The sequence below is a fragment of the Pseudoalteromonas sp. MM1 genome (assembly GCF_030296835.1).
Classification (GTDB): domain Bacteria; phylum Pseudomonadota; class Gammaproteobacteria; order Enterobacterales; family Alteromonadaceae; genus Pseudoalteromonas.
Genome location: NZ_AP027922.1, coordinates 2758955 through 2775885, shown reverse-complemented (window position 1 = coordinate 2775885; position 16931 = coordinate 2758955). Strand labels below are relative to the sequence as shown.

Here is a 16931-nt window from a genome sequence, read left to right as displayed (position 1 = left end):
AGAATTTATGCCGTTTATACCGTGGATTTTAGGGTGCGTATTGGTGTTATGTGTAAGCGTAGGCAGTTATGCCGCCGAGCCCTTGAAAAAAACACACCCAAGCGTTGATATTCAAAATAAAGCAAATTTTGAAGATGCAGAATTTAGCCTAAAAATTAACGACATAGTAATGCCGTATTCGGAGTTTTCTGTATTTGTGATGCCTAATGAGGCAGTTGAGTTTGAAGTGCTATATGCACAATCAAAACAACCCTATTCATTTATTAATAACCATAGCAACGCCACCTTAACTGATACAAACCGCTGGCAGTGGCAGGCGCCTAAAAAGCCTGGCTTAACACGGGTAATTATTGAATCCCCCGACAAAAAGCAACGCATGACAATTAACGTGTTTGTTAAAGTACCTGCAGATGAAGTACAAGGTGGAAAGCTTAAATATTACCATATTGGCCATTATCCAACGCCCTCACAAATTAAAGATAGTAAGCATTACGTAGTGCCCGATGGTTTTGTAAAGGTGATCCCAGAGAACGAAAATGTAAAAATATCACCGCATTTTTCTCTTAAAGAATTTGTGAGTAAGCAACGAAGTAAGCACCCTAAATACTTATTTTTACAAAACAAGTTGTTACTTAAACTTGAAAAAATACGCAAAGAACTGATTTTAGAAAACATACCAGTTAAAAATATGGTGGTAATGAGCGGCTACCGCACCCCTTATTACAATAAAGCTATTGGTAACGTAAAACTTAGCCGCCATGTGTTTGGCGACGCTGCCGATATATTTATAGATAACGATGGCGACTACCGTATGGATGATATAAACAACGATGGCAAGCACTCTATTGGCGATGCACAAACTATGGCTAGTATAGTTGAGTCGCTCGCTAAGCGAGAGTCATTTAAAGGTTTACTGGGTGGATTAGGTATTTATGGGCCTAAGTCGCACAGAGGCGCATTTATACATGTTGATACGCGTGGTTTTAAAGCGCGCTGGGTGAGTAAGTAGTCGTGTATGTATGAAGTAAGTTTTACGTGCTTTTATCCACGCGTATAAAAAAGTGTTGGTAACATATACTGCCAACACTGATCCAACCAACGCTAAATATTATTTGTTTATTTAATTTAGTAATTTGTTCAATACAAGAGTGACAAACTTTTAGCTTAATAACAGCCACGTTATCAAGATACTCAAGGTATACGATTCTCTAAAATCAATTAAGCGAACGTTGAAAATATCTGAAATTAAACGGTTCCAAACTTCTTTAAATAGTGCTGACAAAATACAGGCGCTTATAATCCACATTGCTAGCAGTAACGCCATTTTTACTTGGAATGTGTGTATATAAATATCAATGAGGCTATTCGTTTGATAGGTATTCCCTACATCAAACGTCATTAACGTAGTCAACAAGTTTATAGCCCATAAAGCTATGGTTGCAACGATATTAAAGCGCGTGGTAATTCCTTTTTTCATTAAATATAAATCCTTTTTAATTAAAGTTAGCTTTCATTTTATAAGTTACCATTAATGGTACTGCGCCTCTACTGCAGCATAAAAGTTTCGTATTCGAGCTCTTCAAATTGTTTTGATAGCCAATACAGGCCAACTACTGAAGTAATTATGGTCGAGAGCGCAAAACCGTAACCATAAAACTGTGGCCCCAGCGCTATTGAAGCAATAGTTAACACGATATTGATAAACAAAAATAACCCAGACAAAAATAATACGGTGGCACGCTTATCTAAGTAAAATAAAATATTTAAAATAGATAAAAATATTACCTGAACACCTACGCCTACCACATCAATAAATAGCAGTGTTTTGTAGTTAGGGTCTATGCCGATAAAGCTCAGTATTTGCTCGCCCCACAGTAATAAGCACGCAACGGTGATACCTTGGATTTTAAATATATCGTAAAGGCCGCCTTGTGCTGTTTGCACCATTTTATCTTTTAAGTAAAAAATTTCTTCAAGCGATGAGCCACCTCTAATGGCGGTATAAAAACGGTCGTATTGTTCTACAAAGTCGGTTTCCATTCTGACTAAAAATACCGCCATCCCAGGAATAATGGTTAAATAGGCTAAAAATATAGGTAAGTCGTAAATAGGGCTTGCTCTTAATGTGCCTATAATTTGAATAGAGGTAGCGGGGGAGTACCAAAAAATAATTTTATCGGCCCACACGCCTATGTTGTAAAAGAGCCCACAAAAAAAGAGGCTATAATACACTTTTTTATTGTTTAAAAAATCAAAACTAATGAGTTTACCACCGGGATAGCGGCGAATAATCATAAATAAAAAGCTAAAAAACAGCAGCGCTTCGCCGGCAAAAAACGCAAAAAATAGTCCATCTATTTGCCAGTCGCGTAGTAAAAACGCCAGTAACACCATAAAGCTGTAACCGCTTAACATGGTTACTAAAATAAGTCGGTACTCCTTCATTCCCGACAAAAATATAGCGCCCAGCCATTGGTTACATAAGCTAACAAACGCCCCTAAAATTATTATTTTAGTCACAACAGGCAGCGGTAGTATTGGCCAAACGGCTAACCCAATAAGCAATGCCGCAATTGTTGTGACTAGTTGTGCACCCAGTAAGTTAGGCAGTACTTGCTCATCCTTTTTTTCAAAAAACAGATCGGCAACAAAGCGCGTTAATAACAGCTGCAGTCCGCCAGTTAATATAAGAGACGCTGCCATCATATAGGTAATGAGCGTTAAAAATTGAATAATTAATACTTTAGGCAGCACGACACCTAAGCTTAAAATGCCAATGAGCATGAGCGCAATAATAGAAAGCAGCCAAGGTCCCGAGCCAATTAATCCTGCGTAACCGTAGGCTTCAAAAACAGAGAGTAGGGTATTTTTTTTGAGAATTTTACGTATCTCAAAACCTATTCCGGCCATGCGATTGTATCCTTGTAAAGTTTATCGTAACGGGCAAACATGTGGCTTTCATCGTAGTATGTATTAACACGGTTGAGACCACTTTGTTGGTACTGGTACCACGTTTGCTCGTTTTGTAAAATGGTGATTATTTGCTGTGCCGTTTCGCTAGGTGAGGCAATAGACACCACTTCGCCCGCTTTACCAAGCGCTTTATCTTCCTCGCTTCCTCCCTCTATTATTTCTCGGCACGAGCCCACGTCACTTGCAAGAACAGGTACGCCTGCTGCCATTGCTTCAAGCAGCACTAATGGTTGCGCTTCAGATATTGAGGTTAACGCGACAACCCCTAGTTTTGGGAGTATTTCAGCGATGTTTTGCATGCCGGTAAACGTAATGTTTTTGCTTAAATCTAGGCTGCTTACGAGTAACTGGCACTCTTTATAATACTGTGGGTCTTCTTCATAGGGGCCTATGATCCAGCCTTCTATGTCTGGTAACTCAGCTTGAACCTCTTTAATGGCACGAACAAAGGTTTTAATATCTTTAATTGGTACTACACGGCCAATCAATCCAACCACCATAGGGACCGATGCCGGCCTTTCGTTAAGCGCATCAATAAAGCGTTTTGTTTTTATACCATTAGGCACTACCGAGGCTTTATTTGCGCTGGCGCCATCTTTAATTTGCCTTTGTCTGTTACCCTCATAAAGCGAGATTATTTTATCTGCTTGATGATAAGTAGTGCGGCCAATTTGTTCAAAAAAGCTGATCCACATTCGGCGAATAAAGCCCATTTCAGTATTTAGGTTTTTACCTAGGCTTTGCTCAGACTCTTTTATCCAGCTGGCTTGTATTAAATCTATTTTACGTTCTTTAGTGTAAATACCGTGCTCGGTAAGCAGAAATGGTGTGTTATGTATAACGCTTGCGCCTGCGCCCAATATACCTGCATAACCTGTCGAAATAGAATGAATAAGTTTAACATCGGGAAGTGAGCGGGCTATTTCAGCTATTTTAAACAGCGGTTTGTATAAGTTTCTGTACGACCAAAAAAAGTCGATAAATGACGATTCATCGCAATAGGTTAAATAATAGTTTGCAAGCACCTGCCACGACGATTCGCTATATAAAAAATCAGCTTCGTTTATCCCCTTTTTTTTAGCTAGGTTTTCAAAGGCAAACTTTAGCAGCTCTGTGGGTATAGGGTCTTTACAGTCGCGGAAATACCCTTGCAGTTGCTGCCAAAAATCAAACAGTTCTTTTTTATATTTAACGCCATGCTTCGCTTTTATTTTTGTAGTGTGTTGCGTTACTAAATAATGCACATGTAATTTAGTCACATTACTAGGTAAGGTGTATTGAATATCGCCGTAGTGTTCGGGTGCACCACCAACAAACACGAGTTCAAAGTTATAGTGAGGCAGGCCTTCTATTATTTGATGTACCCAGCTCGATACGCCGCCCCGAACATAGGGGTAAGTGCCTTCAAGTAAGAGTAGAATGTCAGCTTTTTTTTCACTCATGCCAATACTCCTGCAAATGGCGTAACTCAGAGCCTTTAGGCTGTAGTGCTAGTTCTTCAAGGTAGCGCTGACAGTCTGTGTAATTATGTAAGCCAAAGGCGACTTCGGCTTTATAGGGCAATACATGGCGTCTGGCCATACCTAATTGACTAGCCAACGTTAAGCTATGCTGCGCTTCATTTAATTTACCCAGCGCAAGTTGAATACGCCCTAAAAATACATAGCTAGCTGGTTTTGGGTCAAACTTCATACTTGTTAAGGTTAGTGTTTCTGCTTTTTCTAGTACGTATTTTTTAAGCGCGCCTTGTGCTAAGCCTAAGTAACTAAGCTCCCAATAAAGCTCCGCTTGTTGGCGTTGCAGGTTGCTTAAACTAGGTTGGTGCGTGGTATTGGCAATGGCGTGTTGGCACTGGCTTATTTTTTCGTTCAATTTCGTTTCTTTGCCATCAAGCGTTGAATAGGCAAGTAAGCGAATATCATCTTCTAAATCTTTTAAAGCCAGTTTTAAGATAGGAATAGCTTGGGCATCACTCATGTGCCTTGCAGCCATTACTGCGCTTAAGCGTTTATTAGGCTCACTGGCATGTTTTAAAATAGCTTTTAGTCCACCCATAGAGTAAATAGGTGTTGCTGAGACACTTCTTGCCTCAAAGGGCAGGGCAGGAACTTTGTGCTCTACAATATCAATGTTGTTGTTTTTAAGTGGTTTACTAAGGGCAAAAGTAATGGCGAATACCACCCCTAAAATACCAAATACAGGTAAGGTAAATAGCAACAAAAATAATAGTGCCGAGCCACTTTTTAAAGTGGTTTTGTATTTGTTAGGTATAAAAGCATGGCTTACAAAGGTAAAGCACAAGCTAGCAATGCCATGCAGTAAAACAATCAAAAGCCAGTTAGGGGCATCTAAAATATGCGCAAACGCAAAGTATTCACATAAACAGCCAATAAAAGCGGCAACAATAATTTTAATCATGAGGTGCAACTAACTTAGCGATGTGTTCGCTGCTTATTGGCAGCGCCATTTGTTCTTCAATTTTAATTTCTAACTGCTCAACGTTTTTTCCAAAGTGTTCAATACACCAAGTATTAATACGCGATATAAAGCCACTTTTATCCAGCTCGTTTGCCATCGGCATAAGTAGTAATAGCGTGTGGTTTGCACTGTCGTACAGGTAAATATCTAGGCCTCTGCGTGCTTCACTTAAATAATCGAGTAACTGGCGTGACTCTTCACTTGTTTGCAGTGCCTTTAGTTTAAGAAGCTGCGATGGAATGTTATAACGCTTAGCTTCTTTATTCGCTCTGCGTAACTGCTTTACAAAGTAAGGGGTTTCTTGCGGGGTCATTACCGGGTTGGTAATTTCATGACGCAGCAGGTCACCAATATTACCAGCCATAACAGCAAGCAAAGTGAGAGTGGTGTTTTTAAGTGCAAAGAATTGAATACTTTGTACCAAAATTACCCCGTAAATAGTGTTGTTAACATCAACCAGTGGGATAGCAATGTGGTATTGGCTAAATTTATTTTTAACCTCTTTGACTGAAACCAGTTCGCGCTCTTCAAACATAGCTTTTATAAGGGGGTCTTCCATCTTTAGCTCCCCTATAGCACCTATGCTTGCTAATGGCTGCTCTATTATGATGTTGTTTTCTACTTTATAAAGGGCGGCTTTTTCGAGTGAGCCATATTCAACAAATAAGTTTAAAATGCTCGTTGCTGCACTGTCTAAGCGTCTTTGTGATAATTGCCCTATTACGGTACGCACTGCTTGAAGTGATTCGCGTAGGCTAAGAGTATGGCCTGCTAACATTTGCTCAATCCGATCGTGGGATGAGTTAATTAAATGGTATTGGCGGGTAAAGGTTTCTAATCGGTTAGTTACATATTCAAGCTCAATACTTTGCTGTTGATTAGTGCGCTCCCATATGTCTCTGAATTCGCCTGCAATCATAATAACAATTAAATAACCAATCATGGCGTTAATATTAAATTCGTTTGGTTGCGCTAACACATCGCTTTTACTTAGCAATAATTGCCCTGCTAATAAACATAATATGCTTATAAACCCTTTTGAAAAACCATAGCGCAAAGCAACTAACAGTGGCCCGAGTACCGGCCACGAAAACCCTTTTTCCGTCCAAAAGGGGTCTTCGGCGTTAAATATAACCGGCAGCACAATTGCAAGCGCGGTAAATATAATTACCTCAGCCCAAATTTGTAGTTCAGGGACCTCTCTTGGTCGAAAAAAATGTGTTTTCACTCACTAACCTCAATGTACGAAATTAAATCGGCAATAACATCCTGTGCTGTGGCGGCAATACTGTCACGACCCCAGCCACTTTTGGCTATGGTGCCCGTCCAAAGTGGTGTTGTTTGGCCTGTAGCCGTTAAGCTAAGTGTTAGTGCAACAACAGGCTCACCATCAAGGCCGGCTTTATACCGCCATTCTTCAATGCTACCTGATAACACATAGTCTGTTTGCTGCGTGTTTAGCCACTGCATGGCGTTATCTAGGCGGTATTGATCGTCAAGCGGCGGAAGCTCTTTATTGTTATTTCGCGGTGCACGTAATAACCTAGGAAGCTTATTTTGCTGCCAAATACTTGCAAGTATATCTTCTGCACGCTCACCGGCTAAGGGGGTTTGCGCATGGTTTACCAAAGGCAGTAGCGCCACGGTAGTTGATGGTCCCAGCTCTACATCATCAGCCACTCGGCTGGTGGTACATGCGCTGAGCATTAATACCAAACACGGTATGATTAAACGAAACATATTCTCTCCTAACATTAAAAATGTACGTAATAGCCTAATTGTAATTGTGTATCTGAGTTGCCCACTTTATTACTACTTTGATAACCCAGTTGTAATTTAAATAAATCATCTCCAAGCACTGACCAGCCCGCACCACTTGATACTGAAACATCGAGGGTATCGTTTAACGTTTGATAACCCGTGCTGATGTCGAATAGCCATGAAGGGCTTTCACCCAAATATGGGGGAGCTAAGTTTGTGTTTGATGAAAGCGAAGTACCAATGGCAAAGCGTCTAAAAGGTTGTATATCAATCAGTAGCGGCCGTGCCCTTTGATCTATACCTAAAGGGGCGAGTGTACGTTCAAAGTCTTGCCATTGCGCACTAAAATAAGTATTCCAAATAGGGCGATCTCTTAAAATAGTGTATTGATAGCGGGCATTGTATTCTTGCCCTTTTATAAGTGTTGAGCTATCGCTGCGGCGCTTAAACGCCATTGCCGCTGCTGATAACTGTACGTTTTGGCGTCCATCAATGGCGTAATTTATATAAGCCGTGGCTTTATTTAATTTGGCAAAGCTTAGCAGACTCTCGGATTGGCGGTTTTCAACGTTATGTTCAAGCTTTGCACCTAGCTGAGTGCGTGAGTCCCATTGATAGCGCGCATCTAGGCTAAGGCCTTGGCGGCTCAATAACTTGCCTTGATGCGAGTCTACTTTTGCATCAAAGTACCATCGGCCCCACGTCATTTTATCTTCTACGGCAAACAGTAACCCGTTGTTATTTAGGTTTTGTTGATTGCTAATACTTAGCTTCCATTGCCCTTTGGCATAAGGAAAGTAAACATTTACATCGTACTGGCTAGTGTTTAAACCGGCCTCAGGGGATAGGTTAATCTCTAGCGCTCTAAAGTAACTAGTACGGGCATTACGTAATAAAGACGTTTCAGCCTCGCTAGGCTCGTGTGTTAATTCCTCATACCAACGCTGCATAGTTGCATAAGGCTGCCTTAAATAAAGTAAGGCGCTTAGCTCATCTACTTTGCCTAACGTTTGTGTATTTACAAGTGCCTTTACTTTATTAAACTCGCCTTTGCTCATAGCCAATTGTAGCTTTTGCCATGGCTCAAGTTTTTGTGCTGCGCGTCTGGCTAACCACCAGTTGGCGGTTGCGTTGTTTATCGCCTCAGGCGCTATGTCATCTAAGCTGCTAAATTGGCGTAAGTGGGGCACGGCCATTGCGCCTGCCCATTGGATCATTAAACCTCGGTATGCGTATTTGTCTTTTGGTAAATGGTTTAATAAATAATGTTTAAGTTCGCTGGCATTAGCGTAGTAACCTAATTGGTTCATCACATCGGCTAAATTTACTAAAGTGGTTAAATCCCGTGGATTACTAATGGCTAATTGGCGCAGATAAAAATAAGCACTATTAAAGGCTTTTTGATGAATAGACAAACTCGCCAGTAATTGTGCCCAATCCCGGTTGGGGTCATTGCTTGAGTAGTTAGCTAAAATACGCTTAATCATGATGGTGTCGTGCATTTGTAATGCAAGCCAACCTTGCGCCAGTACTACATCGGGATTGTATTCGCTTAGCTTTGCTGCACGGTTAAGTGTTGTGTACGCGTAGTTTAAGTCACTTTGGCTTTGGTACCAGTTTGATAAGATTAACCATGCAGGGTAAAGCGCTTTATTGTATCGCTGTTTTTCAAGTGCTTGATGAATACGTGTGACATACTTTTCATCGCCAATTTGCGTACTTAATAAAGTGATTTGTATAAGCTGTCTATCGGTCAGTGGTGTTTGCTGCCATAGGTAATTTAATAAACCTTGTGGGTTGTCGGCAAATTTTAACTGCTGATAATGCAGCATATCGCCTACACTCAGTGGGCTAATATTTTTTAATTGCTCTAAGGCGTATAACTCTTCTTGCTTATCGTTCACACGCATAGCCATATCAACACGTGCACTCCAAAACTCATCATCGTTACTGCGTGCTTTTTGTTTTAAAACGGCCAAAGCCGTTGTAAAGTCATTGTTTAACCAATGTGCTCTTGCAAGCCAGAGTAAATCTTCTTCGTTTTTTGGCCCTGCGTAGTGAGGCCACAAGGCTCTTAATCCAGCTAAATTACCGGTATCGTGTAACACCTTGGCTTTCCAAAATTGAGAAAGTGCTGTTTTACCGTTTATCTGCTCATAGCGCTCAATATGATTAAGCTCTTGTTTTGCGTTACCAATAAATTCGTTGGTTTGCATCCATTTTGCAAATCCATTGCCTTTGAGTTGCCTGTTTTGTGCTTTATATTCGTATATGTCGTTGGCATCTTGGTACAAGTAAAGTGCGTTGGCGTCATTAATACTATCGGTCAGCATAGCTACATCAACGGCCTTATTAGCCATTAACCATTTAAATTCTTTAAGGGCCTGCTTTGGTTTATTTTGCCAGCGCATAATTTTCCAATTTAAGAGCCTCAGCGCTTTATCATTAGGTGTTTTACGTAATAACTTTGCGATTAATTGCTCAGCCCCTGGCGCATCGCCATTAGCTAAGCGTAAATGCATGGCTTTGGTTAAATATTCGCTGTTATTGGGCTGAGCTTTTAATAGGGTTTCAGCTGCTTTTAAAGCTGCAGCATCATCACCCGCTAAGCTTGCATAATATAATGTACGCTCGGTATTAGCGGTATCACCGTATTTTTTCCACCATGTGTAGGCTTGCTTTGGGTTGTTAGCGCCCAGTGCTGTGTCAATGGCTTTTTGAGCTGCATCAGCATTTATGTGGGTTTTATAAATAGCGAGTGCTTTGCCAGGCTCACCTGCACCTAGCCAAAAATCAGCGGCTAATAATGGCTGCGCATGCTGCTGATAATACTGCGCCACGTGAGCATTGAGGCCTGTTGCTTTGGCTATATTTAATAACTGTTTATCCCAGTGCTTAAATGCCGCTAGTTTAAGCGTGAGTTCTTCAAAGCGGTCATCTTGTTTAGCGCCGCTATCAACCCATAGTGCGTATAAAAGTTTAATTTCTAGTTCAGTTTTTTTATCGCTTTTAGGGAGCTTTTCAAGCTCATTAGTCGCCTCTGAATATTCATTTAAGCCTAGGTGAATCGCTATTTTTTTTGCGCGTAGTTTTTCGTTATTAGGGTCGGTGCTTAAGGCGGCATTTAAGTAGGTTTTTTCAAAGGTATAATCTTGCGATAGCGAGTCATCTTCAAAAAATAAGGTGTGCGGAAACAGCGCGTAAAGCGAAAAACAACTAACCGCCAATATAATTAAAATGGTTTTAACTGATACTAAGTGAGGGCGCTTTTTGTTATTCATTATTGAGCCCTTGTAGCGCAGTTTAAATAGCCATAAAATTCGCCAGCAGGCAATGTAAACTGCGTTGTATTGCCTAAGGTTTTTCCGCTATAACGCTTACCCATATGGGAAATAAATTGACAGTTTTGGGCATTTTTAAGCGCAATTTTAGCCTCAATCCACGCTTTAAAGCTTACAGGGCCGTTTACCTGCCAATGATTAAACATCACATTAGCAGAGAGTAAATAAGGTTGGTTATCAGGCGTTGTATGATCAAAGTTGATTGTGGCTATTTCATTGCCTACATGAATATAATCGCCTTGTGCAGTTACCCCTAAAACACCTTGGCTGTTAGTCATGTTGGGCACATCAAAAATAGTAGGCAAGCGCAGCGTTTTTATATATTTAGAGCTAAATAGCCATTCGCCACGCGTATTTTTAGCAAGCGCAGAAAAATAAAAATCTTTGGCAATACGTGCATATTGACTCAAATGCACAGGGGTATTTTCTCTGGCTAATACGTAATCAATATTGTAATGCAGCGCGTCAAGCCCCGCTGGCACCTCGCCAGAATAAAAATGAAAGTAAATGGTGTAAGGCTTTAACCTGTATGGTTTTTCGGTTATTTCAAATGTCTCTACTAGTCGTTTAAAACCATAATAGGGGCCGTGCCATAAATTGGTGTAAACATTTTCATTTAAAATAGGAGCGTATATTTGATACAGCAAATCTCGCTCAGGTCGGCCAATAGGCGAGATGTGCGACAAGCTTGGGTTATCAGCATTTACGTCGGTATTTCCGCCATTTACGTTAATTACTCCCGCGTTTCGTGCAAGCTCAAGCGCTTTAGGCCCAGGGGTCGCATCACCCGACCATAACATCATCACGGTTTTTTTGTTTTTGGGTGCGAGCCGCTCATTAATGTAATTTATAGAGCCAGTTATTTCTTTATTTAAATCGATGGCGTCATAACCTGGTACATCTAAATGAAAACCGTAGTCGGTGTCATCTTTGTCTATTTCTTTTCTGCCAGATAAGGCCGTCCAAAAGTAGGGGTGGCTGTAGGTGTGTGAGGCAACTTCTACATAAGGAAGTGCAAAAATTTCTTTAGCTATTTTTTCAAGCTTTGGGCTGTCTGCAGCGTGTAATCCGTTAGGTTCAATGTCGGCCTGTATAATAGAGGAGGTTAATGGCAGCTTGTACTTTTTAATAACTTCATCACGTACAACTTCTGCAGCATAAGGCTTACCTGCAAAGTGCGCAATGCTCGTGAAACCGTCGCCATCAATATGAAGTGTCAGCATACGCCGACCGCTTAATGTCGTTGTATCAGGGGCAGGTATAGGCGCAAGGCCCATGGCCTTAGTCAACAGTGCTTTGGGGTCTACCACCCAGTTACTGCCCTCCATAGGCAATGTATCTATAAGCCAAGGTGCGGCGATGAGTGCGCCGTATTTAGTTTTACTTCCTTGGATTAGGGTAGTGCCATCTTCAGCGTGTATTGATATTAATGATTGCGCATTCGCTGCAAGTGTTAACAAATAGGGTTTTACAATAGTGGGCGCAGAGGTTGACTCACCTTTTAGCCAAGGCGCCATAGCAGCCAGTTTATAAGGCCCACTTGAACTAGCATTTAGGGTTTCTACCCCTAAACTTTGCAATAATTTATTTGAAGGTGGAAGTTCGCCAAGAACCAGTTGTGGTACCACGGCTAAGTTACTTTCTAGCCACTCTGTAACCTGTGTATTATAAAATTGATCACTTGTGGTCCAAGAGATAATGCCAGCATGAATACTAGTATCTACTTTAGGTAGAGGCGTGTTTGCTACATCGATGTAATCGGGTATATAGCCTAAATATTCAATCATGGTAGCAAGTTTTAAATGCACCGTGGTGTATATAAGTGGCTTTACGTTGCTGTTATACGGAATGAGTATACGCCTAGGCACAGGCTGGATGCTTGATGTCCCCCAAGTTTGAAGGTGCCCATCAGTAACCCAAGGTGCATAGCCTTGATCACTAATTTGTTTTGCCATTGCAAGGCGCTGCTGTGGTTTGGCGTAGTCAATTACCTGTACGTTAAAGCCTAGCGCTTGCGCTATATGTAACTGGTTATTTAACCAATTTTGATCGTTCTCAGTGGTGAGTTTGTAACTGTTATCGATAGGGTTAAAGTGGCTAAATAGCCCTTCGGCGACTAAATCAGAGGCGTAACCGTTAAGTTTTGGCAGTAACTCAAACCCTCTGTTTAAGATTAAGTGTTTATTAAAAGTACTCGACAAACCTTTAATAATATTCACTAGCCCCGCTTGTTGAGCCGCTTTATTGTAATCAGGCTTTAATAATTGGTAGCTATCGAGCGTATCTAAAAATAAGCCGTTAAAGCCACGCTGTTGTAACTCATTGGCTTGTTTTTGCAGATGTTGTTGCCAATGCTCAGTAGTTAAATCAGCAATATGACTATTCCAATGTGGGTTTTTTGCTACTGACGACTCATTCTCAGTAAATGATTCTCCCACACTCAAATAAGCGTATACGCTAATATTGCGCTCTTTAAGCCAATTAAGTTCGTGTTTAGTGATGTTTTGAGGCTGCACAACAACCCGTGAATAAAAGGTCATTTCAGCCAGAGGCATAGGTGATGAGTAGTAAAAAGCAATACTCTTGTTGGCTGGTTGAGCGCACACGTTTAAACAAATTAACAACGTTAGATATAAGAAATACTTCATTATTATTTTTAAAAACCACAGCCTAAGTTAACGTTGAACATTGTACCGTTTTTTGTATAGGTATTTATTATTAGAATTGTGATGATTATATGTTAAATACATATACCTGGCTACTTAAATGTTGGCTTAAAAACGGTACGTTTGCTTATTTTTTGCTACCTGTAAGGTAATAAAATGCGCGGTCGTACAGCATTAGCGATAAAAAATTGCGACTAATGTCGAGTGATAATATATATCTAAAACGCTGTAATCTAATTATAATGCGCCCACCTTGCCAGCCCTTGGTAAACCCCTATGCTATTTATAAATTGGTATAAATAGTGACATATTGAATGCTTACTTTATTGCGTTGAATACTGCAAAGCAGACAGTGTTAACGTGCGTACCCTATTTGTGGAGATTTAATGAGCAACTTAAGCTTGAGAAATAAACTTTTATTACTGGCTATTTTACCGTTGAGCTTGCTATTAATCAGCTTAATGGCCAGCTCGTACTATTTAGAATCGCAAAACCAGCAACAAAATTTTGAAACAATAAAATCTAAACTCATTAAAGACAAACACACGCTACTTGCCACCGAAGTAGAAATAGCAAGTAAGTTGGTACGCCACCAGCTTGATAACGGATCAACACAAAGTGTTAAAAATCTGCTTAAAAAACTTACTTTTGGTGATGACGGCTACTTTTTTATTTACGACACACGCGGAGTGAGTGTGTTTCATGCCTTGCTAGGAAGTGCTATTGAAGGACAAAATAAAATAGGGATGACTGACCCAAATGGTAAAAAAATAATTGTTGGTTTGTTAGAGCAAGCACGTAAAGGTGGTGGCGCATTTAATTATCATTTTCAAAAGCCAAATACCAATGGACTGGTAGAGAAAATAGGGTATGCCGTAATGATACCAGGTAGCGATTGGATGATTGGCACCGGTGCCTATATGGATGATATACAAACCGAGCTTGCAAATTATAAACAGACTATGCAATCGCATACTCGCGAAAAAATAACCACCTTGTTATTAATTGCCTTATTTTGGGTTGTGGTTAGCGTAGTAGGCGCACTTTTAGCGTCTAACGCTATGGTTAAGCCTATCCAAATAATGGGCCAAAGCTTAGATGATATTGCCAAAGGTGAAGGCGACTTAACAAAACGCCTAGCTATACATACACACGATGAAATAGGGCAGTTGGGCGAATCGTTTAATGTGTTTGTTAGCAAGCTGCAAAGCATTATAAGTAATGTAGCTGATGTTACTAATGATGTAAAAAGTGCTTCAAGCAATATTAATTCGCAAACAAAACTGTTTGAAAATAAACTACTTAATCATAACCACGAAACGGATTTGGTGGCCACAGCGATTACCGAAATGTCGGCCACCTCTCACGAAGTAGCTAAAAATACCACGCAAGTTGCTGAGTCTACTCATACAGCAACGCTAGAAGTGGCAAAAGCGCAGGAGTGCGTAGATATATCTCTTAGTGAAGTTTCTAACCTAATGGGCGAAATTAACCTAGCGGCTGATCAGGTAAACTCTTTAAGTGAGCAATCTAAAAAAATTGACAGTGTACTTAATGTAATAGGTGGTATTGCCGAGCAAACTAATTTGCTTGCACTTAACGCGGCCATAGAAGCTGCACGTGCCGGCGAGCAAGGTCGGGGTTTTGCCGTGGTGGCTGATGAAGTAAGAAGCCTAGCGAGTCGTACACAACTTAGCACCCATGAAATTAGTGAAATGCTAACTGAATTACATAACTTAGTGGGCGCCGCAGTAAATGCCATGCAGGCGAGCCAAGCAAGTTGTAATCGCTCAGTTGAGTCATCGCGCGATATATCGCAGAGTCTAGGTGCCGTGACTACGTCGGTTACCACCATAAACGATATGAGTACGCAAATTGCGACCGCTGCAACAGAGCAAAGCTCAGTGACAGAAGAGATAAACCGTAATGTGTTTGCCATTCAAGAAATTGTTAATGAACTAACTCAAGCAAGTAAGGCCACCTCTGAGGTTAGCCAGGATTTAGCAGGGCGCGGCGAGAACTTAGGGCAATTAATAGGGCAGTTTAAGGTTTAAAGTTTTAAACGGTATTGTTTAAATTACTAATAGCCGCGACTTACATTGCGGCTTTTTATTATTGAAAGTACGCTAACCCTAGGGAATTTTATTAATTATGTGTAGTCTATTACACGCGTTTTGAATAAACAGAGTACTCCTTATATGCAACAAAGTATGCCTTCGATAAATAGCTGTAACCGAGCACAATTAATACCTGAGCAAGATTTAGGGCGAGTAATTTCGTTTTTACGTTCAAAGCTTTCTACTCATATTGATACACAGCTTCAGTCAATGGGTTTAACGTCGGCCCAATATATTGTGGTGGTATTATTAGCAAAAGGCTCGGTAAATACATTAGCTGGGCTGTGTGAGCATATGGTTTACGATAAAGGGGCTATGAGCCGCTTGCTAAAGCGCTTAGAAGAAAAAGATCTTATTGCAAAAACTCAGTGCGAGTTCGATAAGCGCTCTACCATTTTAGGTTTAAGTGAAAAAGGCAAAGCCTTGTACCCGCAAATAATGCCTTTGGTAAATGAGGTGTATGCTAAAGCACTTAATGGATTCTCTGATGATGAAAAACAGCAAGTTATAGATTTATTATTTAAAGCAATAACCAATTTAGACTCACCTACCAAATAGATTATCAACATTTTAGCGATACTGTTTCAATAAAAACTTAGCCTGCTAAGTAGTAGATCTAATTGTGCGGCAAATCCAATTTTGTTAATATAGTTGCCTAGGCAATTAAAGTTATCATCTTGTTAGGTTTGTTATGATTGAAAATAAGTTGTTATCACAATTACAGCAGCAGTTTCCTGAACATGTATTTAAGCAACAGTATTTAAGTGTTGTTCATAAAGGGCGTTTTGCGAACGCAATTGTATACAGGTACAAAGATGATACGTTTGACTTAATAGTTAAAGACTTTAGCCAAAGCCCGTGGTTTATTCGTAAAACCTTTGCCAAACTTTCTGTAAATCAAGAATTTAAAGGGTTGAGCCGCTTAGCGCAGCTTGATGCGGTTGCTAATCGGTTTAGCCGTTTATCGCCGATAGCGGTAGCGTATGACTACATAGAAGGCACGCCGCTTAGAAGTTTAATTCATCAGGGGGAGGCGTTGCCTGTTGAGTTTTTTATTGAGCTTGAGCGCCAAGTTGCAAAAATGCACCGCCTAGGCATCGTGCATTTAGACCTGCGTAATATGGGCAACATATTATGTGGTAGCGACGGCAAGCCTTATATAATTGACTTTCAGTCAACCATTCGTTTTGCTCGTTTTTCGCGTTGGTTGCAGCGTTTTATGCGCGGCTCTGACATGTCGGGCGTATATAAAGCGTGGGACAAACTAAGCAGTACACCTTTACCGCAAGCAAAGCAGCAGTATTTGCAGCGTTTTAACCATGTTCGTAAACGCTGGATATTTAAAGGCTACCCAATACAACGTACATACGCATGGGGCGCTGCAATGATCACGCAATTTGTGGACTCTGACCTAATACGTAACTTAACCGATAGATTTTAATTTCTCCTTTTTTTCATTGTGTGACCTTGCCCATAACAGCTCAGTGTTATGGGCTTTTTTTTGACTAAAAATAAGGCCAATGATTTCTTTTTTAATTTTTAAAATAAACAGTAGTATCGCGAGGGTTTTTGCCCCTACAATGCGCAAAAATAGT

12 protein-coding genes are annotated in these 16931 nt (G+C 40.5%); 4 read left to right on the top strand and 8 right to left on the bottom strand.

What is annotated here, in order from left to right:
• Positions 1 to 7 precede the first annotated feature (7 nt).
• Entirely contained in the window at positions 8 to 1009 is a 1002-nt protein-coding gene (locus QUE46_RS12580; protein WP_286245037.1) for a D-Ala-D-Ala carboxypeptidase family metallohydrolase, read from the top strand.
• Positions 1010 to 1159: 150 nt separating this feature from the next.
• Here the strand turns inward: QUE46_RS12580 and QUE46_RS12575 are convergent, their stop codons facing one another.
• The 8 genes from QUE46_RS12575 to QUE46_RS12540 all read right to left on the bottom strand — a co-directional run bounded on the left by QUE46_RS12575 (position 1160) and on the right by QUE46_RS12540 (position 13201).
• On the bottom strand, positions 1160 to 1477 hold the full coding sequence (locus QUE46_RS12575; protein ID WP_286245036.1) for a hypothetical protein: 318 nt from the start codon (positions 1475 to 1477) through the stop codon (positions 1160 to 1162).
• Positions 1478 to 1545: 68 nt separating this feature from the next.
• A complete protein-coding gene (gene pelG, locus QUE46_RS12570) occupies positions 1546 to 2910 on the bottom strand; it encodes an exopolysaccharide Pel transporter PelG (protein ID WP_286245035.1) in 1365 nt (454 codons plus the stop codon).
• Positions 2898 to 4415 carry a GT4 family glycosyltransferase PelF gene (gene pelF, locus QUE46_RS12565; protein ID WP_286245034.1) on the bottom strand — a complete coding sequence of 506 codons (1518 nt, stop codon included), beginning with the start codon at positions 4413 to 4415 and terminating at the stop codon, positions 2898 to 2900. The genes pelG and pelF overlap by 13 nt, the downstream gene beginning before the upstream one ends.
• Positions 4408 to 5391, bottom strand: coding sequence for a HEAT repeat domain-containing protein (locus QUE46_RS12560; RefSeq protein WP_286245033.1), 984 nt, complete (start codon positions 5389 to 5391; stop codon positions 4408 to 4410). Before QUE46_RS12560 ends, pelF begins: the two co-directional genes overlap by 8 nt.
• Positions 5384 to 6679 (bottom strand): PelD GGDEF domain-containing protein, encoded by a 1296-nt coding sequence (locus tag QUE46_RS12555; RefSeq protein ID WP_286245032.1) that lies wholly within the window; start codon positions 6677 to 6679, stop codon positions 5384 to 5386. Before QUE46_RS12555 ends, QUE46_RS12560 begins: the two co-directional genes overlap by 8 nt.
• The gene (locus QUE46_RS12550; RefSeq protein ID WP_286245031.1) at positions 6676 to 7191 is read right to left on the bottom strand and encodes a protein PelC; all 516 of its coding nucleotides are present in this window, start codon (positions 7189 to 7191) and stop codon (positions 6676 to 6678) included. The genes QUE46_RS12555 and QUE46_RS12550 overlap by 4 nt, the downstream gene beginning before the upstream one ends.
• Before the next feature lie 14 nt (positions 7192 to 7205).
• The gene (locus tag QUE46_RS12545) at positions 7206 to 10493 is read right to left on the bottom strand and encodes a tetratricopeptide repeat protein (protein WP_286245030.1); all 3288 of its coding nucleotides are present in this window, start codon (positions 10491 to 10493) and stop codon (positions 7206 to 7208) included.
• Positions 10493 to 13201 carry an endo alpha-1,4 polygalactosaminidase gene (locus tag QUE46_RS12540; protein WP_286245029.1) on the bottom strand — a complete coding sequence of 903 codons (2709 nt, stop codon included), beginning with the start codon at positions 13199 to 13201 and terminating at the stop codon, positions 10493 to 10495. Before QUE46_RS12540 ends, QUE46_RS12545 begins: the two co-directional genes overlap by 1 nt.
• Positions 13202 to 13605: 404 nt before the next feature.
• Here QUE46_RS12540 and QUE46_RS12535 point away from each other — a divergent pair, with 404 nt between their 5' ends.
• From QUE46_RS12535 to QUE46_RS12525, 3 genes are all read left to right on the top strand, one after another.
• A complete protein-coding gene (locus QUE46_RS12535) occupies positions 13606 to 15273 on the top strand; it encodes a methyl-accepting chemotaxis protein (protein WP_286245028.1) in 1668 nt (555 codons plus the stop codon).
• A gap of 156 nt (positions 15274 to 15429) precedes the next feature.
• The gene (locus QUE46_RS12530; protein WP_286245027.1) at positions 15430 to 15894 is read left to right on the top strand and encodes a MarR family winged helix-turn-helix transcriptional regulator; all 465 of its coding nucleotides are present in this window, start codon (positions 15430 to 15432) and stop codon (positions 15892 to 15894) included.
• Between the two features lie 133 nt (positions 15895 to 16027).
• Positions 16028 to 16777: a serine/threonine protein kinase gene (locus tag QUE46_RS12525; RefSeq protein ID WP_286245026.1), complete on the top strand. Its 750-nt coding sequence runs from the start codon at positions 16028 to 16030 to the stop codon at positions 16775 to 16777.
• Positions 16778 to 16931: the final 154 nt, after the last annotated feature.